The organism is Vannielia litorea (assembly GCF_900142295.1).
Classification (GTDB): Bacteria; Pseudomonadota; Alphaproteobacteria; order Rhodobacterales; family Rhodobacteraceae; genus Vannielia; species Vannielia litorea.
On record NZ_FSRL01000002.1, the window covers coordinates 406243 to 429563 of the forward strand.

General features: G+C 66.5%; 25 protein-coding genes. 5 read left to right on the top strand and 20 right to left on the bottom strand.

Annotation, left to right across the window (positions count from 1 at the left end; translation table 11 throughout):
• Positions 1 to 27 precede the first annotated feature (27 nt).
• From BUR94_RS20010 to BUR94_RS21080, 8 genes are all read right to left on the bottom strand, one after another.
• Positions 28 to 828: an endonuclease/exonuclease/phosphatase family protein gene (locus BUR94_RS20010; protein WP_074258191.1), complete on the bottom strand. Its 801-nt coding sequence runs from the start codon at positions 826 to 828 to the stop codon at positions 28 to 30.
• Positions 828 to 1508 carry a ribonuclease III gene (gene rnc / locus BUR94_RS20015; RefSeq protein ID WP_074258192.1) on the bottom strand — a complete coding sequence of 227 codons (681 nt, stop codon included), beginning with the start codon at positions 1506 to 1508 and terminating at the stop codon, positions 828 to 830. The genes BUR94_RS20010 and rnc overlap by 1 nt, the downstream gene beginning before the upstream one ends.
• The gene (gene lepB / locus BUR94_RS20020; protein ID WP_074258193.1) at positions 1505 to 2227 is read right to left on the bottom strand and encodes a signal peptidase I; all 723 of its coding nucleotides are present in this window, start codon (positions 2225 to 2227) and stop codon (positions 1505 to 1507) included. Before lepB (BUR94_RS20020) ends, rnc begins: the two co-directional genes overlap by 4 nt.
• Positions 2228 to 2231: 4 nt before the next feature.
• A complete protein-coding gene (gene lepB / locus BUR94_RS20025) occupies positions 2232 to 3026 on the bottom strand; it encodes a signal peptidase I (protein ID WP_074258194.1) in 795 nt (264 codons plus the stop codon).
• A 196-nt stretch (positions 3027 to 3222) separates the two neighbouring features.
• Positions 3223 to 3633 (bottom strand): holo-ACP synthase, encoded by a 411-nt coding sequence (gene acpS, locus BUR94_RS20030; protein WP_074258195.1) that lies wholly within the window; start codon positions 3631 to 3633, stop codon positions 3223 to 3225.
• Positions 3630 to 4085: a hypothetical protein gene (locus BUR94_RS20035; RefSeq protein WP_139301369.1), complete on the bottom strand. Its 456-nt coding sequence runs from the start codon at positions 4083 to 4085 to the stop codon at positions 3630 to 3632. Before BUR94_RS20035 ends, acpS begins: the two co-directional genes overlap by 4 nt.
• On the bottom strand, positions 4082 to 4501 hold the full coding sequence (locus BUR94_RS20040; RefSeq protein WP_074258196.1) for an ABZJ_00895 family protein: 420 nt from the start codon (positions 4499 to 4501) through the stop codon (positions 4082 to 4084). Before BUR94_RS20040 ends, BUR94_RS20035 begins: the two co-directional genes overlap by 4 nt.
• Positions 4502 to 4531: 30 nt before the next feature.
• The gene (locus BUR94_RS21080) at positions 4532 to 4657 is read right to left on the bottom strand and encodes a hypothetical protein (protein WP_281249232.1); all 126 of its coding nucleotides are present in this window, start codon (positions 4655 to 4657) and stop codon (positions 4532 to 4534) included.
• A 92-nt stretch (positions 4658 to 4749) separates the two neighbouring features.
• Between BUR94_RS21080 and BUR94_RS20045 the strand changes: the two genes are divergently transcribed.
• A complete protein-coding gene (locus BUR94_RS20045) occupies positions 4750 to 5649 on the top strand; it encodes a LysR substrate-binding domain-containing protein (RefSeq protein WP_074258197.1) in 900 nt (299 codons plus the stop codon).
• Between the two features lie 101 nt (positions 5650 to 5750).
• Here the strand turns inward: BUR94_RS20045 and BUR94_RS20050 are convergent, their stop codons facing one another.
• The 5 genes from BUR94_RS20050 to folK form a co-directional block, all read right to left on the bottom strand.
• On the bottom strand, positions 5751 to 6494 hold the full coding sequence (locus tag BUR94_RS20050; RefSeq protein ID WP_074258198.1) for a pyridoxine 5'-phosphate synthase: 744 nt from the start codon (positions 6492 to 6494) through the stop codon (positions 5751 to 5753).
• A 106-nt stretch (positions 6495 to 6600) separates the two neighbouring features.
• On the bottom strand, positions 6601 to 7272 hold the full coding sequence (locus BUR94_RS20055; protein WP_074258199.1) for a DUF2062 domain-containing protein: 672 nt from the start codon (positions 7270 to 7272) through the stop codon (positions 6601 to 6603).
• 42 nt (positions 7273 to 7314) lie between these two features.
• Positions 7315 to 9432, bottom strand: coding sequence for a RelA/SpoT family protein (locus BUR94_RS20060; RefSeq protein ID WP_074258200.1), 2118 nt, complete (start codon positions 9430 to 9432; stop codon positions 7315 to 7317).
• Positions 9433 to 9456: 24 nt separating this feature from the next.
• Positions 9457 to 9810 (bottom strand): DNA-directed RNA polymerase subunit omega, encoded by a 354-nt coding sequence (gene rpoZ, locus BUR94_RS20065; protein WP_074258201.1) that lies wholly within the window; start codon positions 9808 to 9810, stop codon positions 9457 to 9459.
• 124 nt (positions 9811 to 9934) lie between these two features.
• Positions 9935 to 10498, bottom strand: coding sequence for a 2-amino-4-hydroxy-6-hydroxymethyldihydropteridine diphosphokinase (folK, locus tag BUR94_RS20070; protein ID WP_074258202.1), 564 nt, complete (start codon positions 10496 to 10498; stop codon positions 9935 to 9937).
• A 137-nt stretch (positions 10499 to 10635) separates the two neighbouring features.
• Between folK and BUR94_RS20075 the strand changes: the two genes are divergently transcribed.
• Positions 10636 to 11211 (top strand): LabA-like NYN domain-containing protein, encoded by a 576-nt coding sequence (locus BUR94_RS20075; protein ID WP_074258203.1) that lies wholly within the window; start codon positions 10636 to 10638, stop codon positions 11209 to 11211.
• Between the two features lie 43 nt (positions 11212 to 11254).
• Here BUR94_RS20075 and BUR94_RS20080 read toward each other — a convergent pair whose 3' ends face one another.
• Positions 11255 to 12931, bottom strand: coding sequence for an acyl-CoA dehydrogenase family protein (locus tag BUR94_RS20080; RefSeq protein ID WP_074258204.1), 1677 nt, complete (start codon positions 12929 to 12931; stop codon positions 11255 to 11257).
• 146 nt (positions 12932 to 13077) lie between these two features.
• Here BUR94_RS20080 and BUR94_RS20085 point away from each other — a divergent pair, with 146 nt between their 5' ends.
• Entirely contained in the window at positions 13078 to 13848 is a 771-nt protein-coding gene (locus BUR94_RS20085) for a sulfite exporter TauE/SafE family protein (RefSeq protein ID WP_074258205.1), read from the top strand.
• 131 nt (positions 13849 to 13979) lie between these two features.
• The gene (locus BUR94_RS20090) at positions 13980 to 14996 is read left to right on the top strand and encodes a PAS domain S-box protein (protein WP_074258206.1); all 1017 of its coding nucleotides are present in this window, start codon (positions 13980 to 13982) and stop codon (positions 14994 to 14996) included.
• A 22-nt stretch (positions 14997 to 15018) separates the two neighbouring features.
• Here the strand turns inward: BUR94_RS20090 and mmsB are convergent, their stop codons facing one another.
• From mmsB to BUR94_RS21085, 5 genes are all read right to left on the bottom strand, one after another.
• Positions 15019 to 15891 (bottom strand): 3-hydroxyisobutyrate dehydrogenase, encoded by an 873-nt coding sequence (mmsB, locus tag BUR94_RS20095; protein ID WP_074258207.1) that lies wholly within the window; start codon positions 15889 to 15891, stop codon positions 15019 to 15021.
• A complete protein-coding gene (locus BUR94_RS20100; RefSeq protein ID WP_074258208.1) occupies positions 15888 to 16943 on the bottom strand; it encodes an enoyl-CoA hydratase/isomerase family protein in 1056 nt (351 codons plus the stop codon). The genes mmsB and BUR94_RS20100 overlap by 4 nt, the downstream gene beginning before the upstream one ends.
• Positions 16940 to 18079 (bottom strand): acyl-CoA dehydrogenase family protein, encoded by a 1140-nt coding sequence (locus BUR94_RS20105; RefSeq protein WP_074258209.1) that lies wholly within the window; start codon positions 18077 to 18079, stop codon positions 16940 to 16942. The genes BUR94_RS20100 and BUR94_RS20105 overlap by 4 nt, the downstream gene beginning before the upstream one ends.
• Positions 18080 to 18268: 189 nt before the next feature.
• Positions 18269 to 19495, bottom strand: a complete 1227-nt coding sequence (locus tag BUR94_RS20110) for a flavin monoamine oxidase family protein (protein ID WP_074258210.1) — start codon at positions 19493 to 19495, stop codon at positions 18269 to 18271.
• A 166-nt stretch (positions 19496 to 19661) separates the two neighbouring features.
• A complete protein-coding gene (locus BUR94_RS21085) occupies positions 19662 to 19976 on the bottom strand; it encodes a hypothetical protein (protein WP_074258211.1) in 315 nt (104 codons plus the stop codon).
• Between the two features lie 306 nt (positions 19977 to 20282).
• On the opposite strand from BUR94_RS21085, the gene BUR94_RS20340 reads away from it, so the two are divergent.
• A complete protein-coding gene (locus BUR94_RS20340) occupies positions 20283 to 22001 on the top strand; it encodes an AIPR family protein (protein WP_139301370.1) in 1719 nt (572 codons plus the stop codon).
• A 93-nt stretch (positions 22002 to 22094) separates the two neighbouring features.
• Here the strand turns inward: BUR94_RS20340 and BUR94_RS20125 are convergent, their stop codons facing one another.
• Positions 22095 to 23228 (bottom strand): carboxylate-amine ligase, encoded by a 1134-nt coding sequence (locus BUR94_RS20125; protein ID WP_074258213.1) that lies wholly within the window; start codon positions 23226 to 23228, stop codon positions 22095 to 22097.
• Between the last annotated feature and the right edge of the window lie 93 nt (positions 23229 to 23321).

Genomic DNA, 23321 nt, shown 5'->3' on the forward strand with positions numbered 1-23321 from the left:
CCCGCCTCGGAAGGCGCTTCCATAGGGTCAGGCGAGGGTCAGCACAAGCGGGCAGTGGTCGGAGACCTCGGGATCGTGGATGACGTCGAACTGCGCCACGGCGAGGCCTGCGCTCACCATCATGTAATCGGCGTGGCGCTCGGGCTTGAGGTAGAGGCTGTTGCGGGTGCCGGGATGGCCGCCCTCGGTGACCAGCTCGCGGGGAGCGAGGCGGGAGAGGATTTGCAGGGTTTCGCTGCCAGGCAAGACGTTGAAATCGCCGCAGAGTATCACCTCGTCGCCGGGTTGCCGGACGGCCTCCACGAGTGCGGCGAAACGGGCGGCCTGGGCGGCGCGTTCGGGCGTGTCGGCCTTGCCCGCCTCGGGGTCGCGCAAGCCGTGCATATGGGCGACGACCACCGCGCCCTCGGGGCGCCAGAGGCGGAGCGCGTGGCCGGTGCGGGAGCGCGGGTGGGGGCCGAAGCCATCGGCCCCGAAGCTCCCGTGGACAAAGCCCTGCGCCTGATGGGTCACCGGGAGGCCGCGGCGGATGAGCGTGGCGAGGCCCCATTGGCTCCAGACCTGCGTGGCCCCCTGCCAGAGCGGGCCACGGGCGGCGGGGCAGAAGGTGATGTCGTGGGTCGGCAGGGCCTTGGCAAGATCGGCCAGCATGTCGGCCCGCTGGGGCAGGTTGCGGCCATCGTCGCGGTAGTCGAGCCAAGGGGCGGGCGCGTCGGGAACGTGGACAACCTCTTGAACACAAAGGATATCCGCGTCGTCTTGCGCGAGCCATGCGGAGAGTTCGGCGTGCATCCGGCCGCCCCAGGCGTTGAGGCAGGTGAGGTGCATCAGCCCTCGAGCCGGGCCAGCAGGGCGCGGGCGGCCTCGTGCTCGGCGAGCTTCTTGCGGCGGGCCTTGCCCGTGGCCTCCTTGCCATTGGCCAGCACGGCGGCCATGTGGAAGATGAACTCGTGGCCATCTCCCTCCTGCTTGCGCAGCTCATAGAGGGGCGGCGGCAGCCCGCGCGCCTGCGCCCACTCCTGCAGGGCGGTCTTGGCATCCTTCGCGTCGGCCTCCACGGCCTTCACCCGGCCCAGCCAGTGCCGGCGCACCACGGCGCGCGCGGCGTCGAAGCCGGCGTCGCGGTAGACGGCGGCAATGACCGCCTCCATCGCATCGCCCAGCAGCGCCTCCTTGCGGCGCCCGCCCGATTGCATCTCGCTGCGCCCGAGCTTGAGCACATCGCCCAGCCCGATCTCGCGGGCGACCTCGGCGCAGGTCTCCTTGTTGACCAGCACGTGAAACCGGGGCGAAAGCTGGCCCTCGGCTGCGTCAGGATCCGCCTCCATCAGCGATTCGGCGACGACGAGGCCAAGAACCCTGTCGCCCAGGAACTCCAGCCGCTGGTTGCTGGCCTGCCCCGCGGTCGAGAACGACGGGTGGGTCAGCGCGCGCAGGAGAAGCTCCGGATTGCCGAAGGCGTGCCCCAGTCGCGTGGAGAAGGCCTGAACATCCGCCGAGAGCTTCATTCGATCACTTTCCCGTATCTATCACTGCGCCAGTTACGAAAATCATAAAGCCACGACCCGGCGGCGGAAAAGAGCACCCTGTCGGCCTGGCCGCGGATGTTGGCGAGGGGCACCATGCCGATACCGCCGGCCGATTGCGGCACCCGGCTGTCGAGGCTGTTGTCGCGGTTGTCGCCCATCACGAAGATGTGGCGGGGCGGCACGGTGAACTCGGCCGTGTCGTCGAGCGGCCCGTTGGTTTGCGCGTTCAGGACGCGGTAGCTGCGCCCGCCCGGAAGATGCTCGCGCAGCAGGGATTTGAGGCAGGGCTGGCCGGGCCCGGGCTGGCCATTGGCGCAGCGAGGCAGGCTGCCGTGCGGCCCCTGGGGCGCCATGAGCTCTTCGAAATCGCCGAGAGGCTCCTGGGTGAGAGGCTCGCCGTTGAGGACAGGCACACCACCCCGCATGGCGATGGTGTCGCCCCCCAGAGCGACGACCCGCTTGACGAAATCGGCACCGCTCACGGGATGACGGAACACCACCACGTCGCCGCGCTCGATCGGGCGTGGCAGCCGCTCGTTGACGAAGAAGTAATCGCCCACCAGCAGTGTCGGCTTCATCGAGCCGGCCGGGATGTAGGAGGGCGCCCAGATCAGGCGCAGGGCAAGGGCGAGGGCGGGGAGGCCAAAGACGAGGGCTGCGCCCAGGCCGATGAAAAGCCAGTAGAAAACCCGCCGCAAGGGCTCACTCGACCTTCTTGAAAAAACGGTCGCTCCGCCATGTCCAGAAGTAGAAAAGCGAGCGCCCGGCAGAGGAGAACATGACCCGGTCGACGCGGCCGATGAGGTTTTCGTAGGGCACGTAGCCCACACCCATCAGCTGCTGCGACACGCGGCTGTCCTGGCTGTTGTCGCGGTTGTCGCCCATGAAGAAGTAATGGCCCTCGGGCACGTTGTAGACGTTGGTGCTGTCCTGGTGCCGGTTCGGGAAGTCGCTGACATTCAGCGTGGCGTAGCTGCGGCCCGAGAGGTCGGTTTCGATGAGGCGCTGCTTTTCGCAGATGCCGCCCTGTTCGACGGGCGCGTTGGAGCAGGCGGGCTCGGTGCCCTGACTGCCCTGCGGCTCCTTGATCTCGGTGAAGAGCCCGGCGTCCTGCTGGGGGTAGGGGGTGCCGTTGACGGTGAGCTGGCCGTTGGTGACCTGGATGGTGTCGCCCGGCATCCCTATGAGACGCTTGACGAAATCGGCCCCGGTGACCGGATGGCGGAAGACCACCACATCGCCCCGCTCGGGCTCGCCGGCCCAGATCCGGCCCGAGATCGGGCAGGCGGAGAAGGGGCAGGAATGGCGGGAGTAGCCGTAGGCCATCTTGTTGACGAAGAGGAAGTCGCCGATCAGCAGCGTGTCCTTCATCGAGCCGGTGGGGATCCAGAACGGCTGGAAGAACAGGGTGCGGAAGACGCCGGCGATGATCAGGGCCCAGAAGATGGTCTTGATCGTTTCCATCAAGCTGTCGCCGGCTTTGGTTTTTTCGGCCATGCGGCTCCCTCGCCTGTGTCTGCGCCCGGGTCGCTACATGGCTGCGGGGCGGGGGCGTGTCAAGCGGGGGTAACCGCATCGTCCGCCGGGGTTAACGGCGCCGTTAACCGCGAATAGCACTGATACACAACCCATGCACAATCCATGCACATCCCATACGCATGTCTTTTGACATGTCGCGGGTCGGTAACAGCTGTTAGCGGACCGCGCGCAGGGGCAGGGCCTCGATCACCACGAAGGCCTGCGCCCAGGGGTGGTCGTCGGTCAGCGTCACGTGGATCACCGCCTCGTGGCCCGGGGGGGTCATCGACGCCAGGCGCTCGGCGGCCCATCCGGTCACCTCCATCACCGGCTGCCCGCTGTGCAGGTTGCGCACCGACATGTCCTTCCAGGCGATGCCCATGCGCAACCCGGTGCCCAGCGCCTTGGAGCAGGCCTCCTTGGCGGCCCAGCGCTTGGCGTAGGTGCCGGGCGTGTCGGCGCGGCGCTCGGCCTTGCGCTGCTCCAGCTCGGTGAACACCCGGTTGCGAAACCTGTCGCCGAAGCGCTCGAGCGTGCCGGCGATCCGCTCGATGTTGCACAGGTCGGTGCCGATGCCGAGGATCATTCGTTGCCGAGTGTCTGGGTCACGCCGATCTCGCCGGTGGACTGGTTGAGGGTGATGGTCAACTCGGTCGAATTGACGAAGTTCTTCTCGGGCAGCCAGATCATTGCCGGCAGGGTGAAGGTGAGGCCCGCCGCCGGGTCGTAGCCCGCCTCCAGCAGCTCGAACTGGATGCCGGCCCAGCCGGAGGCGTTCTCGCGGGAGAGCACCTTGCACTGGCGGCCGCCGACCTCGTCGAAGGGCGGCGAGAGGATCATCAGGTGGTAGGGGGCGGCGGCGGGTTCGATGGTGTCGAGCAGTACCAGGCGCACGTCGCCATTGGCGAAGGTGCGGGTGCTGGCCTCCCAGGGTTCGGGGATGTTGCGGGCATCGCTGCGAAAGTCGCCGCAGTCGGAAAGCTCCTGCGCGGCCAGCGGCGTGGCGAGGAGGCACAGGAGGGCGAGTGCGCGGATCATGGGCGCCTTGCCTGCGCGCGCAGTTCCTGCCGGGCGCCCATGCCGAGGAACAAGCGGTTGACGAGGAAGGTGGCGACGAGCAGCGCCAAGGTGATGCCTGCCAGGAGGCCGGTGGGGAGCTGTGCGTACTCGGGCGTTCCGGCGGCGACGATCACCAGCATCAGCCCGGCGATGACGGCGGCGATGCCGGTCATCACCCCGGCGGCGCGCCAGGCCTCGCCCGGCGCGAGCGGCGCACGGGTGGCGCGAGCGTGGAACTGCCCCTCCAGCATGGCGGCCAGCATGGGGGGCAGGATGGTGCCGAGACCGGAGGGCAGGCTGTAGGAGGCAAAGGTCGCCAGCGCCCAGTTGAGCGCGGCGAGTGCCAGCATCGTGGCGACATAGACGCCCGTGTAGCGGAGATAGCTGATCTGCATGCCCTGATCTTCCTGCGGTTCGGGCGGAGGTTAACGCCCCGGGCGCGGCAGGGGAAGGTCGGCGAGGTCGCGCGGGCTGAGACGGCGCAGGGCGGGGTGGTCGATCGGGTCGGGGGCGGGGAGCGGCGGGAAGAGGCGCGCGAGGAGGCGTTTCATGCTGGGGCTCCTTGTTCAGATATCATGAACATAGAGGCTGCCAGAGGTCTGCCGTATTGCATGAGTTCTGCCACGGAGTTTAGATATGCTGAATGGCTGGCCTGAATGACATACCGCTCAACGCGCTTCGGGCCGCCGAAGCGGTGGCCCGGCTTGGCGCGCTTTCGAAGGCCGCGGCGGCGCTGGGGGTCTCGCCGGGAGCGGTGAGCCAGCAGGTGGCGCGGGCGGAGGCGGCGCTGGGGCGGGCGCTGTTTGACAGGCGGCCCGGCGGGATGGTGCCGCTGGCGGGCACCGAGGAGATCTTTGCCAACCTGGCCGACGGCTTTGCCCGGCTCACCCGCGCTGCCGAGGCCGCGCGGCGGGACCGGGCGCATGTGCTGACGATCGCGGTGGCGCCTGTCTTCGCCGCGCGCTGGCTGATCTGGCGGCTGCCGGAGTTCACCCGCGCGCATCCCGACATCCGGGTGCGGATGGACAATTCGCCCGCCCTCGTGGACTTCGCCACCACCGACGTGGACCTCGCCATTCGGGTCGGTCCCGGTGCCTACAGGGGCGTGGAGGCGGAGCGGTTGCATCCGCAGCGGATCGTGCCGGTTTGCTCGGCGGAGCGTGCGGCGCAGATCGCCTCGCCGCAGGACTTTGCCCGCCATCCGATCCTGAGGGACACTCTGGCGATGTACAGCTGGGACGACTGGCTGCGCCACGAGGGCGCGGAGGGGCTGGTGCTGCGCGATGGCCCCGAGTTCTCGGATGCCTCGCTCTGCCTCGATGCGGCGATGGCGGGGGAGGGCGTTTTTCTGGCCTTCGAGACCTTGGTGCATGACGCGCTGAAGCACGGGCGGATCGTGGCGCCGATCCCGAGGATGCACGCGACGCGCCATGCCTACTGGATGCTGCACGCCCAAGGCCGCAGCCTCTCGAACCCGGCACGGTTGTTCCGGCGGTGGATCAAGCGGGCGATGGCGGCGGAGGGGCTGGGCGGGGACCGGTGACGGCGCGGGGGCGTTGCACAGCTTCTGCGGGCTGAGACCTCTTCCGGAAGACGTCTCGGCGTGAAGGATTTTCCGGGTGGGGCGTGTCGGGCCGGGAGGGCTCAGGCGCGCGCTTCGTTCATCAGGCGGCGCATTTCGGCGATGGCGGGGACAAGGCCGCGGAAGATGGCCTCGCCGATGAGGAAGTGGCCGATGTTCAGCTCGCGGACCTCGGGGAAGGCGGCGACGGGCTGCACCGTGTCATAGGTCAGGCCATGGCCGGCGTGGACCTCGAGCCCGAGGGAGTGGGCGAAGGCCGACATCTCGCGGAGACGGTCAAGCTCCTCGTCGCGCTCCTTGACGCGCGCTTCGGCGTGGGCGTCGCAATAGGCGCCGGTGTGCAGCTCGACCACCGCCGCACCGATCCGGTGGGCGGCCTCGATCTGGCGGGCGTCGGCGGCGATGAAGATCGACACGCGGCATCCGGCCTCGGCCAGCGGGGCGATGAAATGGGCCAGCCGGTTTTCCTCGCGCGCGACCTCGAGCCCGCCCTCGGTGGTGCGCTCCTCGCGCTTTTCGGGAACGATGCAGACGGCATGGGGCTTGTGACGCAGGGCGATGGCCTGCATCTCGGCGGTGGCGGCCATCTCGAAGTTGAGCGGCACGGTGAGCGCCTCCATCAGCGCCTCGATGTCGGCGTCGGAGATGTGGCGGCGGTCTTCGCGCAGGTGCGCGGTGATGCCGTCGGCCCCGGCCTCCTCGGCCAGCTTTGCCGCGCGCAGCGGGTCGGGGTAGGCCGAGCCGCGCGCGTTGCGGACGGTGGCGACGTGGTCGATGTTGACGCCGAGGCGGAGATGGTCGGTCATTATGCGGTCCTCTTCGGGGCGGACCTTAGGGCGGGTTTGCGCCGGGTGGAAGGGGCCCGCGCCGCGCCGCAGCTAAGACGCCTCGAAGGGCGGATGAGCGGGCCCGCTACTCGCCCGCGACCTCGCCTTCCTGCTTCTTCCGTTTCGCGGCGATCTCCTGGAGCTTGGCCTTGAGCTGGCCCTTGCGGCGCTGCTGGTAGGCGGTGATCAGCGGAACCGAGACGTAGTAGCAGACCGTGGCGCAGATGATGCCGGGCACGATGCCGCCGACGAGGTAGGGCAGGAACACATCGTCGAAGAAGCCCGCGAGCTTGCCCCAATGGGCGCGCTCGGGGGTGAAGATGGCGAGAAAGTTGTTCCACAGGTCCGACATGGCGCCGGAGAAGGCCTGGATCAGCCCCTGGCTGTCTTCGGGCTTGGGGCCGCGCCCGAAGACCGGGCGGGTGCCCAGCATCCAGTGGCCCAGCCGCAGCGAGAGGGCCGCGATGATCGGAAAGGTGATCGGGTTGCCGAAGAAGGTGCCGAGGATCGCCGCGAGGATGTTGCCGCGCATGGCCTTGGCGACGATGAAGGCCGAGAGGAAGTGGAGACCGTAGAACGGGGTAAAGCTCACGAAGACCCCGGCCCAGATGCCGCGCGCGATGCGGTTGGGCGCGTCGGGCAGGCGGCGGAGGCGGTGGCGGACGTATTGCGCCGCACGATACCAGCCGCCACGCGGGTAGAAGAACTCGAGGACGATCCGCCCCCAGCTTCGCCTATCCCTGCGCCTGAATACCAATGCTCGCTCCCTCCTGTCGCGGCCCGCCGGGGGGCCGCGGGTTCATGGCTTGCGGTCCGTGTTCTTGACCCGCGCGATCTCGGCCACGTCGCTGTCGGCCTCCAGTGCGGTCTGCACCATGTGCAGGTGCTCCACGTCGCGCAAGTCAACATCTATCAGCAGACGATAAAAATCCTGTTTCCGGTCGATGAAGTGCAGGTCGGAGATATTGGCCTTCTGCTCGCCGATCAGGGTGCAGATGCGCCCCAGCACGCCGGCATCGTTGGAGATGGTCAGCTCGACGGTGACGGTGTTCACCGCACCGTGCTGGCCGGAGTGCCAGTGCAGGTCGACCCAGCGATCGGGCTCGTTCTCGAATTCGATCAGCACCGGGCAGTCGATGGCGTGCACCATCACGCCCTTGCCGCGGTAGGTAATGCCGACGATGCGCTCGCCCGGCACTGGCTGGCAGCATTGCGCGCGGGTCGAGATCTGGCCTTCGGGGAGGCCGACCACGGAGCGCGATTCGTCGACCACCTCGCCGCGGTGCGCCTCGGCGAGATCGGGGTAGAGGGTGCTGACCACGTCTCGGGCGGTCAGCTCGGCGGAGCCCAGCCGTGCCAGAAGCTCCTCGGGGCCGAGCAGGCCGAGGTTGCGGGCGGCGGTGGTCAGGGCCTTTTCGGTTGCCTTCTTGCCGATGTGCTCGAAGGCCACGCGGGCCAGCTCGCGCCCCAGCTTGATGAACCGCTCCCGGTCTTCCTCGCGGAGCGACCGGCGGATCGCCGACTTGGCCCGCCCGGTCACCACGATATCGAGCCAGGTGGGCTGCGGGCGCTGGCCCTCGGCGGTGATGATCTCGACCTGCTGGCCGTTCTTCAGCCGGGTCCAGAGCGGCACGCGCAGACCGTCGATCTTGGCGCCCACGCAGCTGTCGCCGATGCGGGTGTGGATGCCATAGGCATAGTCGATCGGCGTGGCCCCGCGCGGCAGCTTGATGACGTCGCCCTTGGGGGTGAAGCAGAACACCTGATCCTGGTACATCTCGAGCTTCACGTGCTCGAGAAACTCGTCGTGGTCTTCCTCGTCGAGCCGCTCGGTGAGCGCCCGGATCCAGAGGGCCGGATCCACCGCGAAGGGGTTTTCGGCGCGCACGCCGTCGCGGTAGCTCCAGTGCGCGGCCACCCCGGCCTCGGCGACCTCGTGCATCTGCCGGGTGCGGATCTGGACCTCGACCTGCTTGCCGTCGCGGCCCGCGACTGTGGTGTGGATCGAGCGGTAGCCGTTGTTCTTGGGGTTCGAGATGTAGTCCTTGAACCGGCCGGGCACCGCGGACCAGCGCGAGTGGATCGCGCCCAGCACGCGGTAGCAGTCGTCCTCGGTGCCGACGATCACCCGGAAGCCGTAGATGTCGGCCAGACGCGAGAAGCTCTTCTGCTTTTCCTGCATCTTGCGCCAGACCGAGAAGGGCTTCTTGGCGCGGCCGTAGACCTCGCCCTTGATCCGCGACTTCTTCAGCACCTTCTGGATGTCGCGGGTGATGCTGTCGATCACGTCGCCGCTCTCGCGCTGGAGCAGGATGAAGCGGCGGATAATGGAGTTGCGCGCCTCGGGGTTCAGCACCTTGAAGGCGAGATCCTCGAGCTCCTCGCGCATCCACTGCATGCCCATGCGGCCGGCGAGGGGGGCAAAGATATCCATCGTCTCGCGGGCCTTCTGGGCCTGCTTCTCGGGGCGCATCGACTTGATGGTGCGCATGTTGTGCAGCCGGTCGGCCAGCTTGACCAGCAGCACGCGCGGATCCTTGGACACCGCCATGAACAGCTTGCGGAAGTTCTCGGCCTGCTTGGTCTCGGTCGAGCTCAGCTGCAGGTTGGTCAGCTTGGTGACGCCATCCACCAGCTCGGCCACGTCGCGCCCGAAGCGGTCGGCCACGTCGGAGTAGCTGGCCATCGTGTCTTCGATGGTGTCGTGCAGCAGCGCGGTGATGATGGTGTCATCGTCGAGCATCTGGCGGGCCAGGAGCTCGGCCACGGCGACGGGATGGGTGAAGTAGGGCTCGCCCGACTGGCGGAGCTGGCCATCGTGCATCTTGGCGCCGAAGGCGTAGGCCTCGGCGATCCGCTTGGCATTGCAGTTCGGGTTGTAGGAAGAAACGAGGGCGACGAGACCGTCGGAGTCCATGCCTGCCGCCCTTTGCGCGTTCGTTTACTTCTGTTCCTGGGCTTCCATCAGCGCGCGGAGCAGCTTTTCTTCCGACATGTCGTCGTCGGCGGGGCGGTCCTGCTCGGCGCCCATGAGCAGCGCCATGGCGTCATCCTCGGGCTCGTCGACCTCGATCTGGGTCTGGTAGCTCTCGATCATGCGCTCGCGCAGATCCTCGGCCTGCTGGGTCTCCTCGGCGATCTCGCGGAGCGAGACGACCGGGTTCTTGTCGTTGTCGCGGTCGACGGTGATCGCGCCGCCGGCAGCGATCTCGCGGGCCCGGTGCGCGGCGAGCATGACCAGCTCGAAGCGGTTGGGGACTTTATCGACGCAATCTTCAACGGTGACGCGGGCCATTGGGGTCTCCTGCAGGGAGGGTTGGGCGGTGAAGGCCGGTATGTAACGGGGGCTTGCCGGGTTGGCAAGGGGTGCGGCCCCGGTTTTGCAGGCGCGGAGCCCGGTTTTGCAGGGTGTTGCGACCCTATGACAGAGGTTTGACCTCGGCGCGGGCGGATTCGGCCAGGGCGGCGGCCATCTCGGCCACAGTGAGCCCGGTGACGGGGTGGACCCAATCGGGGGCGACATCGAGCAGCGGCACCAGCACGAAGGCGCGCTCGGCGAGGCGCGGATGGGGCAGGATGAGCTCTTCCGGGGTCTCGCGTGCGGCACTTTCCGGCGAGAGCCGTGCCCAGCGCCGCCAGGTGGGCCGGTCGGGGCGCACGGCATCTCCCCAGCCGATCAGGTCGAGATCGAGCGTGCGCGGGCCCCAGCGCACCGATCGCTCCCGCCCGTGCGCCGCCTCGATGGCATGGAGATGCGCCAGGCACGCCTCGGGAGAGAGCGTGGTTTCGGCCACAACCGCCGCGTTCACGAAGGCCGGGCCGTTGCCGGGCGGAAAGGCGGGGGTCTCGAAGAGGCGGCTTTTTGCCAAGACGGCAAACGAATCATTATTCGCGGCGGAAAATGACGACAGGATCGTTAAGCTGGGTGAACCTGCGGGTGACGCCGCGTTTGACCCAACGGCAAAAAGTGCTTTTGTAACCATGATATGACATTCGGAGGGTTGCGACCCGATTTTATTACACTATTTTCCGCCACGCTCCGGGTGCAAGCCCACTCTTCCCCGCCGCGCCACCACCACAGACCGCAGGGGCCTCGGAGCACATAGAGAAAGGGTATTTGATGTTCTATCGCGACGAGCGCCTTGCGCTCTTCATTGACGGATCGAATTTGTACGCCGCCGCCAAGGCGCTTGGCTTCGACATTGACTACAAGCTGCTCCGCCAGGAGTTCATGCGCCGCGGCAAGCTGCTGCGCGCCTTCTACTACACCGCGCTGCTGGAAAACGACGAGTACTCGCCGATCCGCCCGCTGGTGGACTGGCTGCACTACAACGGCTTCTCGATGGTGACCAAGCCCGCCAAGGAATACGTGGACAGCCAGGGCCGCCGGAAGGTGAAGGGCAACATGGACATCGAGCTGACGGTCGATGCGATGGAGCTTGCCCCCCACGTCGATCACATCGTGCTGTTCTCCGGCGATGGCGACTTTCGCCCGCTGGTCGAGAGCCTGCAGCGGCAGGGCGTGCGGGTTTCGGTGGTGAGCACCATCCGCAGCCAGCCGCCGATGATCGCCGACGAGCTGCGCCGCCAGGCCGACAACTTCATCGAGCTGGACGAGCTGAAAGAGGTGATCGGACGTCCGCCGCGCGAGCCGCGACCGGAGCCTGCGGGCGCCGAGGAACTCACGCGCGACTGAGACAGGAGGGTGGGCCGGGGCCCACCCTTTTTGATTGGCGCGGTCAGGAGAGCAGGCGGCGGGCGATGACCTGGGCCTGGATCTCTGCGGCCCCTTCGAAGATGTTGAGGATCCGGGCGTCGCAGAGCACGCGGCTGATGGCATACTCCAGCGCGAAGCCGTTGCCGCCGTGGACCTGGAGCCCGTTGTCGGCTGCCGCCCAGGCCACGCGGGCGCCCAGCAGCTTGGCCATGCCGGCCTCGAGGTCGCAGCGCTGGCCGTGGTCCTTTTGCCAGGCCGAAAAATAGGTGAGCTGGCGGGCGATCATGATCTCGACCGCCATCATGGCGAGCTTGGAGGCCACGCGGGGGAAGGCGATGAGCGGCTTGCCGAACTGCTTGCGGTCCTGGGCGTAGCGCATGGAGATGTCGAGCGCCGACTGGGCCACGCCGATGGCACGGGCCGCTGTCTGGATGCGGGCGGATTCGAAGGTTTCCATCAGTTGCTTGAAGCCGCGGCCCTCCTCGCCGCCCAGCAGGTTCTCGGATTTCACCTCGAAGCCGTCGAAGCCAAGCTCGTATTCCTTCATGCCGCGGTAGCCCAGCACCTCGATCTCGCCGCCGGTCATGCCGGGCGTGGGAAACGGCTCGGCATCGGTGCCCGGGGTCTTCTCGGCCAGGAACATCGACAGGCCCCTGTAGTCGGAGGTCGACGGGTCGGTGCGGGCCAGCAGGGTCATCACATGGGTGCGGGCGGCGTGGGTGATCCAGGTCTTGTTGCCGGTGACCCTGTAGGTGTCGCCGTCCTTCACCGCGCGGGTGCGCAGCGCGCCGAGGTCGGAGCCGGTGTTGGGCTCGGTGAAGACGGCGGTGGGGAGGATCTCTCCGCTGGCGATGCGGGGGAGCCATTGCTGCTTTTGCGCATCGGTGCCGCCGCAGAGGATCAGCTCGGCGGCGATCTCGGAGCGGGTGCCGAGGCTGCCCACGCCGATATAGCCGCGCGACAGCTCCTCGGAGACCACGACCATGGAGGCCTTCGACAGCCCGAGGCCGCCGAACTCTTCGGGGATGGTGAGGCCGAAGACGCCCATTTCGGCCAGTTCCTCGATCACCTCCATCGGGATCAGCTCGTCCTTCAGGTGCCACCCATGCGCGTGCGGCTCGACGCGGTCGACCGAGAAGCGGCGGAATTGCTCGCGGATCATCTCCAGCTCGTCGTCGAGGCCGGAGGCGCCGACGGTGATTTCGGCGGCGCGCTCCTGCATCAGCTCGACGAGGCGCAGGCGGGCGGCCTGGCTGTTGCCGCGGGCGATCAGGGTGCGGACTTCCGGGGTGAGCAGCGGTTCGGCGCTCTCCACGCCCAGGTCGGAGAGGCGGACGATCTCGCCCTGGCTCATCGGGATGCCGCCCGCCATCTGGGCGAGATACTCGCCGAAGGCGATCTGGTGGATCAGCTGCTCGACTTCGCCGAAGGTGCCCTCGCCGGAGAGCTTTTGCGCCCAGGCCTGCATCTGGCGCAGCGACTGCACGTAGGTGGCGAACCAGGCCAGCGCATGGGCGGCGGTCTGGTTGGCCTCGATGGCGGCGCCGGACACGCGGCCCTCCTCGGCCAGCGCGCCCGAAAGCCCGGCCCTAGCGGCCTCGAGCAGCGCCTCGGCGGGCGGCACGGCGGCGCCGGTGAGGGTGAGAAGATCATCGAGAAGGATGGGCTGGGTGGGCATGGCCTGGCCGTCGTGGGGCATGGATTCGGTCCTCGCTGTCGTGCGGGGAAGGGATAATCCCTTCGCAGGTGCAGCGCAACTTAATTTCGCCAAGGCCTCGGTTCCTGCATAAAAATGTCGCGGTCGATTCGGCGTGCGGGCCGAACGGTGGCGCGATAAGAGGCAGCATGGACATGCTGCCCGATCTGCTGACCCCCGGCCTGCTGGCCTTTGCCCTCGGCGTCACCGTGCTTGCGGGCGTGGTGAAGGGCGCGGTGGGCTTTGCGATGCCGCTCATCATGATCTCGGGCATGGGGATCCTGCTCGACCCCAAGCTGGTGGTGGCGGGCATCATCCTGCCCATCGTGCTGTCGAACCTGCTGCAGGTCGCCCGCTGCGGCTGGGCCGAGGCCAAGGCGGCGGTGCGGGATTACAAGGCTTACATCATCATCGTCTGCGTGATGATCCTGCTTTCGGCGCAACTGGTGACGGTGATCTCCGACAAGGTGATGTATCTCGTGCTGGGCATCCCGGTGACGCTGCTCTGCGCGATCCAGCTTGCCGGGCTGAAGCTGGTGATCCCCGAGGCGCGGCGGCCGTTGGCCTCGGTGGTGGCGGGCCTCGTCTCGGGGCTGCTGGGCGGGCTGGCGGGCACCTGGGGCCCGACGACGGTGCTCTATCTGGTGGCGATCGAGACGCCCAAGGCGCGGCAGATCGTGGTGCAAGGCGTCATCTACGGGCTCGGCGCGGTGATGCTGCTGCTGGGCCACATGAAGAGCGGCGTGATGAACAGCGAGACGGTGTGGTTTTCGGCGCTGCTGCTGGTGCCCGCGGTGGCGGGGATGTGGCTGGGGTTCAGGATCCAGGACCGGATCGACCAGGCGACCTTTCGCAAGGCGACGCTGGCGGTGTTGCTGGTGGCCGGCCTCAACCTGGTGCGGCGCGGCCTGATGGGCTGAGCGCCGCCGAGCGCGGCGACCGGCGAAAGGGGGCGGGGGCTGACGGGCCCTTACGTAATGGCTGGTCCGGGCGCGGGTGGCCAGTTATCATCTCAGGCAGATACAAGTTATCGGCACAGGGGGGCGGCGGCGTGGACGAGAGCTTTGACCTGAAGGCCCACCTGGCGGCCATTGTCGAGAATTCGGATGATGCGATCATCACCAAGAACCTCGACAGCATCATCCAGAGCTGGAACCGAGGCGCCGAGGATCTGTTCGGCTATCGGGCCGAGGAGGTCGTGGGCCGTCCGATCACCCTGCTGATCCCCGAGGAGCGGCTGCACGAAGAGGAAGACATCATCGCCCGCCTGCGACGCGGCGAGCGGATCCGGCATTTCGAGACCATCCGCATGCGGAAGGACGGCAGCCTCGTGCCGATCTCGCTCACGGTTTCGCCGGTGCGCAATGCGGCGGGAGAGGTGGTGGGGGCCTCGAAGATCGCCCGTGACATCACCGAGCAGCACCGCGCGCGGGAGCTCGAACGGCAGCTGCTGGCCGAGATGCGGCATCGCGTGGGCAACTGCTTTTCGGTCGCCAGCGGGCTGCTCAACGTGTTCGGTCGCCAGGCCAGCACGCCCGAAGACCTGGTGACGATGATGCGCGAGCGGCTTCAGGCGCTGGCCCGCGCCCATGCGCTGGCGGTGGCCAACCCCGACGATCCGCAGGGCGGCTCGGGGGTGATGCTGGACGAGCTGGTGCACTCCATCGTGGCGCCCTTCACCGGGCAGGCCGCGCCCGAGATGAAGCTCGATGCAATCGAGCTGAAGCCCGGCGCGATCACCCCGATGAGCCTTGTCATCTACGAGCTTTGCACCGATGCGGTGAAATACGGCTGCCTCTCGCCTCTGGGCGGGCGGCTTTCGATCAGCAGCGCGCGGGAGGGCGACCGGCTGCGCATCACCTGGGCGGAGACCTGCCCACTGGGCGAGGCCGCCGACGAGCCGGCAAGCGATGGTTTCGGGACCAGGATGATCCGCAGCACGCTGGCGGGCTATTTCGAGGGCAGCATCAGCCGCGCGTTCAGCCCCGATGGCATGGTGGCGGTGCTCGACCTGGACTTCGACAGCCTGACCCACCGCGCGGCGGACCCGGCGCGCGCCGCCGAATGAGCCGGCGCCGCCTGCGCCGGGGTCAGCCGCCGCGGTGGCGAGCCTCGAAGCGCGGGAGCATGGCGGAGAAGTCCTTGTCGCCCGCGCCCTCCTGCTCGACGAAGGCCTCGTAGAGCCGCATCGCGGCGAGGCCCATCGGCGTGTCGGCATCGGCGGCCTCGGCGGCCTGCTGGCTGAGACGCAGATCCTTCAGCATCAGCGCAGAGGCGAAGCCGGGCTGGTAGCCGTTGTCGGCGGGCGACTTGGGGCCGACGCCGGGGGCGGGGCAGTAGGCGTTCATCGTCCAGCTGTAGCCGGAGGAGGTGGAGACCACGTCGAACATGGACTGGCGGTCGAGGCCGAGCTTGTCGGCGAGCGCGAAGGCCTCGCAGGTGGCGATCATGGTGACGCCGAGGATCATGTTGTTGCAGATCTTGGCGGCCTGCCCCATGCCTGCGCCGCCGCAGAGCACCGATTTCTGGCCCATGACCTCGAAGAGCGGCAGGGCGGTGGCATAGGCATCTTCGGGGCCGCCGACCATGAAGGTGAGCGTGCCGGCCGTGGCCCCGCCGGTGCCGCCGGAGACGGGCGCATCGAGGGCGGAGAGGCCGGCGGCCGTGGCGGCCTCGGCCACCTTCTGGGCGCTTTCCACGTCGACGGTGGAACAATCGAGATGGATGGCGCCGGGTTTCATCGCAGGGTGGATCTCGGCGGCGACGGCCTGGAGGATCGCGCCGTTGGGCAGCATGGTGATGACCACGTCGGCCCCCGCTGCGGCCTCGGCCGCGGAGGCGGCAAGGCCGATGCCCTCGGGCCGGGCCTGGGTGTCGAAGCCGCTGACGAGATGGCCTGCGGCGGAAAGGTTGCGGGCCATGGGTGCGCCCATGTTGCCCAGTCCGATGAAGCCGATTTTCATGGGGTGTCCTCCGGAAGTGTGAGTTCGTCCGCGCCCAGCGGCGCCAGCATGGCAGAGACCTCGGCGTCGGTGACATCGGACAGGGTCGCATGGCGCCACTTGGGCGTGCGGTCCTTGTCGATCACGGCGGCGCGGATGCCTTCGAGGAAGTTGCCCTGCTCCATGCAGCGGTGGGTGAAGCGGTATTCGAGGGCCAGCGCCTGCTCGATCGTGCTGCCGGGCCCGAGGCGGGAGAGGATCTCGATATGGCAGGCGGCGGCGAGCGGGTCGGCGCGGGTGAGGGCCTTGAGGGCCTGGGCGGCCAGATCTGAGGGGTCGGCGGCCAGCGAAGCGGCGATCTCGGTGCGGGGCCGGGCGAAATGGGCCGCCATCTGGCGCATCTCGATGTAGAAATCGGCCTGGGCGGCGAGGTCGGAGGCGCCGATGCCCGGCGGAATCTCGGCGCGGCCACTTTCCACCATGCGGGCCTTGAGCTCGGGCCAATGGTGCTCGGCCACGAAGTGATCGGCAAAGCCGAAGAGGCCGTGCATGCCGCGCAGCCGGTGGCCGGTGATTCCGAGCCAGGCACCCGCGCCGGGGTGGAGCGCGGAGAGCCTTGCGAGGATGTGGCTGCCGCCCACGTCGGGCACCAGGCCGATGCCGCACTCGGGCATGGCGAGCTGGGCGCTGTCACCGATGATGCGGACGGAGGCATGGCAGCCCAGCCCCACGCCGCCGCCCATGGTGAAGCCCTGCATGAAGGCCACGACCGGCTTGGGGAAGCGGGCGATGCGGGCGTTCATCGCGTATTCATCGCGCCAGAAGGTGCGGCCGTAGTCGAAGTTGCCTGCGGTGCCGGTCTGATACATCTCGACGATGTCGCCGCCGGCGCAGAAGGCCTTGTCGCCCTCGGCGTCGATCAGGACGAGGTCGGTGGCGGGGTCGGTGGCCCAGCCGATCAGCGCGGCGTCGATGGCGCGGCACATCTCGTAGGTGAGCGCGTTCAGCGCCTTGGGGCGGGTCAGGGTGATGCGGCCGGCGCGGCCTTCGGTGCGGATGTGGATATCGCTCATGAGGCCAGCATGGCACGGGCGACGATCATGCGCATGATCTCGTTTGTGCCTTCGAGGATCTGGTGGACGCGGAGGTCGCGGACCAGCTTTTCGATGCCATAGTCGGCGAGGTAGCCGTAGCCGCCGTGGAGCTGGAGGCATTGGTCGACGATGCGCGAGCCCGCCTCGGTGCAGAACTTCTTGGCCATGGCGCAGGCTTGCGTGGCGTCGGGGGCCTGGGTGTCGAGCTTCCAGGCGGCCTGGCGCAGGAAGACGCGGGCGGCCTGAAGCTCGATCTCCATGTCGGCGAGGCGGAACTGAAGGGCCTGGAACTGGTCGATCGAGCGCCCGAAGGCCTTGCGGTCGTGCATGTAGGCGAGGGTGGATGTGAGAGCCGTCTGGGCGGCGCCGAGGGAGCAGGCGGAGATGTTCAGCCGCCCGCCGTCGAGACCCATCATGGCGTATTTGAAGCCCTTGCCCTCCTCGCCCAGCAGGTTCTCGGGGGGGACGGGGCAGTTATCCATCTGGACCTGGCGGGTGGGCTGGGAGCGCCAGCCCATCTTGTCTTCGAGCCCGCCGAAGGAGAGGCCGGGTGTGTCGGCCTCGAGGACGAGGGCGGAGATGCCCTTGGGGGAGTCGTCGCCGGTGCGGGCCATGACGATATAGGCATCGGAGTAGCCGCCGCCGGAGATGAAGGCCTTGGTGCCGGTGAGCTGGTAGCCCGCGTTGGTTTTGGTGGCTTTCGTCTTCAGGGCCGCCGCGTCGGAGCCGGAGCCGGGCTCGGTGAGGGCGTAGGAGAAGACCGTCTCCATGGTGAGCGCCTTGGGGAGGTACTTGTCGCGGGTCTCCTCGGAGCCGAAGGCCGAGAGCATCTTGGCGCACATGTTGTGGATCGACAGGAAGGCCGCGACCGAGGGGCAGGCCATGGAAAGGGCCTCGAAGACCAGGGTGGCGTCGAGCCGGGTCAGGCCGGAGCCGCCGTGCTCTTCCGGCACGTAGAGGCCGGCGAGGCCGAGGGCCGCGAGTTCGGGCCAGAGGCTCTTGGGAATGGTGCCGTCCTTCTCCCATTGGGCGGCGTGGGGGGCGATGTTGTCTTGCCCGAAGCCCTGGGCCATGTCGAAGATGGCCTGCTGCTCCTCGGAGAGCGCGAAATCCATGATGTCCTCCCGTATGCGTTTATTGAACGCGGGTTCAATTTGGCCGCTGGCGTCCTGTTTGGCAAGTGTCGGAGTGGGGGCGCTGCCCCCACACCCCCGAGGTATTTGGGCCAAGAAGAGGGGGCGTGGCGGGAGGATTTTAGACGAATTGGAAGGGTTGGGGGCGGAGCCGGGCCGGACCCTTCGGGCTCAGAGGGTTTGCAGCAGGGCGCGGGCGGTGGACTCGCCGCTGAGGCGGGCGCCGCCGGCGGTTTGCATGAGGCTGCCGGCGAGGGCCTCGCCGGCGAAGAAGATGCGGTTGGCGACCGGGGTGGCGAGGGCGGCGCGGGCGGCGGCGCGACCGGGCCGGGCGGAGGCATAGGCGCCACGGGTGCGGCGCTCGCCGGCCCAGTTGGTCATCTGGCTGCGGCCGATGCGGGGGCGCAGCGAGGCGCCGAAGATGTCGACCAGGCGGTCGGTGATGAAATCGACGGCGGCGGCCTCTCCGGCGGCCTCCATCTCCCAGGCGAAATCGCCGCCGACGAAGCCGACCATCAGGGGCAGGGAGAAGGGGAAGCAGAGGAAGTAGAGGTCGTGTTGCGCCCGGCGTTCGATGAGGAGGTCGTCGAAGGGAGAGAGGCCGGGGAGGCCGCCCTCGATCTCGACGGGGATCTTGGTGAGCAGGCCCATCGGCAGGTCGAATATGGCCTCGAGGTGGGACTCGGGCAGGGCCGGGGTGAAGCGGATGTCTTCGAAGGCTAGAACGCCGGTGGAGACGGTGACGATGCAGGCCCGGGCGCGGAGCGTGCCGCGCGGGGTTTCGACGGCGACGCCCTGGCCGGACCAGTCGATGGCGGTGACGGGGGTGGAGAGCTCGACGGGCACATCGGCACCCCAGGCGTGGATCAGGGCGCCGAAGCCCTCCTTGGTGAAGTAATCGGGGTAGAGGTCGGCGGCGGCGTTGAAATCGGCTGCGGAGATCTCGTCGGCGTCCTTTCCGAAGTCCATCGGCCCGGCGTAGGTGGCGCTGGCGCGCATGGCACCGGTGTCGGCGAGCAGGGAGGACAACCTGTCATCCGGGGTGCCGGCGGCGAGCGCCTCGGCCACATGGTCGTCGGCGGAGGTGACGGCGGCCAGCTCCTCGGGGCTGGCCTTTCGGGCGCCGAAGTAGAGATGGTCGAGGCCCATGTCGTGGTGGTGGGTGGTCCAGCCGAGGCGGGCGGCATCGGCCATGAAGGGATTGCGGTCGCCGGCGTGGAGCCAGGCGCAGCCGATGTCGAAGGGCAGGCCGAAATCGCTGGAGCGGGTCCAGGCGCGGCCGCCGATGCGGTTCATCGCCTCCAGCACGGTGACGGACCTGCCGGCGGCCGTGAGGGTCTTGGCGGCGGCGAGACCGGCGGCACCTGCGCCGATGATGATGACGTCGGGATTGGGCATTGGTCGGGCCTCCGATCCGCGGATGGGGCGGAGCGGGGACAGGGCCCCCACTCCCCGGAGAAAGGTGTAGCAGAAAACGGGGCCGGGGCGGCGCGGATTTTGACCGATGCGGAGGGAGCTTGGGCGGGTGGCGCGCCCCGGGGAGGCGGGCGCGCCTGCTGGCCGGTCAGGGGCGCCTGGGCGCGGAGGCGGCGAGGGCGCTATCGACGGAATCGGCCGAAACCTTGTGGCCGGCCTCGGTGAGGCAGGAGGCGATGGCGCCGGCTTCGGGGCGGGGCGGGCGCTGGCCTTCGGCGGGGCGCTCGCCCTGGCCGGAGGGGCCCGGGCCCATGCAGCCCTCGAGCGCGGAAGTGGAGACGCCGATCTGGGAGGCGAGGGCCGCCAGATCAGGGCCGGGCCGGCGCTGCTGCTGCTGGGCGCTGGCCGAGAAGGCGATGGCCGAAAGGCTGAGAATGGCGAGGGCCAGGGTGAAACGCTTCATCTTTGTATCCTTGTCTGGTGCCGCGATCATGCGATGCCAGGGTGATACGGGGAGGATGCGGGGTTCCGTCGGGGGGCTCTTAGTGAAGGGCGATGACGTTCTGGCCGAAGCTGTGGGTCATGTCGAAGATGGCGGTTTGTTCTTCGGTGAGTTCGAAGTTCATGTGTGCTCCTCCCCGGGGACGTTATTGAACGCTGGGTCAATTTGGGGGAAGGGGGAGGGTTGGCAAGGGGGTGGGGGCGCCCTCTCGGAGAAGCGGGAACGAAAAGCAATCCCAATCGAGCTTAGTTCCAAGGCCGTCCTTGATTGGTTGATCAACTGCTTGACTTGGGTGAGGGCCAAAATGCACTCTGCCTCAAATCATATGATGAGAAATACATGAGAAACTTTAACGAAGAAGAGTTTAATAGACTGAACGAAAGAATTGATCAACTTCTTTCGTCTCGTGAGATTCAAAGCCGAAGTCAAGCGCTTATTCACATCTTTTTGTCACATCGGTTCTATTGTGAGAAGGTAGTAATAGACGAGGCGTGGACTGATGGTGGAAACGATTGCGGCATCGACGCCATTCATATTGATAGGCGAGGTGATGAGGCGGTCATCCATCTGATGCAGTCGAAGGTTTTTGAAAGTGTGCGAAAGGCTTCCAATCCATTCCCCTATAGTGGTGCTGAGAAGACAGTAAGGTTTTTCGAGATTTTGAAGGATAGACGGTGTGATCTATCCAAGATAGTTAATCCGAGGCTGGAACAAAAAATCTTAGAGATAAGAGATATTGTTAAGCGCGAGTTCCCGACCTTCAAGCTTTGGCTTTTGGGGAATGGGATGCCCTGCAACTCCGCTCAGATTGCACCGTGCCTAAAGGCTTTGGAGCGGGAAGATGTTCAAGTTGAAGAGTTCCACCTCGATGAAATAGTTGAGTTTTGCCTGAACACCCACAGCGCGAGATTGAATCATGTTTTCTACGCCAGGGATGTTGGTGTTCTTGAATCCGGAACTTCAGAACTTAGAAGTGTGGTGGGTTACATTTCCGGATTTGAGCTATACAAGCTTCTACGCGACATGCGGGATGAAAGTAAGATTGATTACACACTTTTTAGCATGAATGTTCGTGGCTTCCTTGGGTTGGATAATCCCGTTAATAAGGAGATCTTTAGAACGGCGGCTTCTAGCGAAAACATCAACTTTGCCTCGATGAACAACGGTATAACGATAGTTGGCTCCCAGTGCAGAGTTAACCGAACTGCATCTGATATGCCAAAAATTGGCGTCAAGAGAATGAGTATTGTAAATGGTGCGCAGACCTGTTCTGCCATCTTCGACGCGATCAAAGACTTCTATCCTGATATGAAGAAGTTTGAAAAATTGTCAGTCTTGTTCAGGGTTTTTGAGACGGAAGATCCGGACCTTATATCGAAGATTGCTGTTTCAACAAACAATCAGAGCCGAATTAATCCTCGTGACCTCAGGGCAAACGATGATATTCAAAGAAGACTGGAGATGGAGCTTCGCGAGCTTGGTATCACGTATAAGAGGAAGCGAGGGTTTCAGCCTGATGGCGATTTGGATGGGCGAGTGCTGGATGCCTTGAAAGCTGGGCAGATACTACTGAGTTACGTCCATCATGATCCTGTTAAGGCAAAGAGGGACTCAGACGTCATCTTTACAGAGCTATATCCAAAAGTCTTTGGGAGCGTCGATGCTAGCCAGCTTTTGGAAGCGGTCTCTTGGTTTGAGATCATCGAGGAGAGAAAAAGAATTGTACAAGATGATATTCGAATTCGTGGGCAGTCGAGAACGCAGAACACTTTTCTTACATATGGTGTGTTCCATGTTCTGATGCTCTGTAATCTACTAGGTCCAAATGTGGCCGAGCAAGAAAAGCCAAAGATAGTTGATCAAGCCATCAAGATAATTTCTGATCACATAGAGCTGGCAGGTAATCCTGCTCACTACGCATTTTTCAGGGACGCAAAGCAAGCCGAAGCAATTAGAACCGCGGCGATCGAACCAAAATTGCTTTGATTCTCTAACATGCTTTTGTCGAGGTGCCCGTCACTGTCGTCTGGTCGGGAGTGCGCATACGCCGCTCTAGTTGAGATTGATTACCTTCTCCTCTCAAACCCCCTCCGCAAACTCGTCCACCAGGCTCTCCACCACCCCCCGCATTGCGGCACCGTGGGAGGCGCCGGCCTTCATATGGCCCGCATAGACCGCCCGTTGGCGGTCGGCGGCGTTGCCCTTCGCCACGATCTCGGGCAGGCGGGCGATTTCGGCCTCCGAGCCGAGGGCCTGGGCGTCTTCGGCGAGGATGTCGACCAGTTCGGAGGCGAGGGTGGCCATGGGGATGATCTCTCGGGCGCCGAAGTCGATGAGGCCTTCGGACACGCCGTAGCGCTGGGCGCGCCAGCGGTTTTCCATGATCAGGAAGCGGTCGTAGCGGCGCCAGCGGAGGTTGCGGGTGCGCAGGCGCCAGAGCATGCGCAGCAGGGCCTGGGTGGTGGCGGCCAGCGTCAGGGTGTCTTCGAGCCTCGGCGACACGTCGCAGATGCGGGTCTCCAGAGTGGGAAAGCGGTGGGAGGGGCGCAGGTCCCACCAGATCTTGGTGCTGTCCTCGATCACGCCGAGGTCGATGAGCACCTGCACGGTGCGCTCGTACTCGGTGAAGCTCTCGAAGGTGGGCGGCAGGCCGGTGCGCGGCAGGTTGTCGAAGACCGTGAGGCGGTAGGACGACAGGCCCGTGTCCTGCCCCTGCCAGAAGGGCGAGGAGGCGGAGAGGGCGAGCAGGTGGGGCAGGAAGTAGCTGAGTTGCGGCAGCAGGTCGGCGCGCAGGTCATCGTCCTCGATGCCGACGTGGACATGCATGCCGCAGATCAGCATCCGCCGGACCACGCCGCCGAGATCCTGGCTGAGCGCATTGTAGCGCTCGCGGTCGGTGTGGGGCTGGTCCTTCCAGTCGGCGAAGGGGTGGCAGGACACGGCGATGGGGGCGAGGTTGAACGCGGCGGCGCAGCGGGCGACGGTGCCGCGCAGGCGCTTCAACTCCTCGCGGGCGGCGCCGATGTTCTCGCACACACGGGTGCCGATCTCGATCTGGCATTGCAGGAACTCGGGGCTGACCTGCTCGGAGAGCTCGGCGGTGCAGGCCTCCATCAGCGCCTCGGGGGCGCGGGCGAGGTCGAGCGTGTCGCGGTCGACCAGCAGGTATTCTTCCTCGATGCCCAGGGTGAAGCTGGGGGTGGTGACGGCCATGCGGTGCCCTCCCGTGTTTGGGCAAGACTGGCAGAGCCGGGCGGATCGGGGAAGAGAAAGACGTGTGCCGGGGGCACAGGAGTGCGGCCGGCG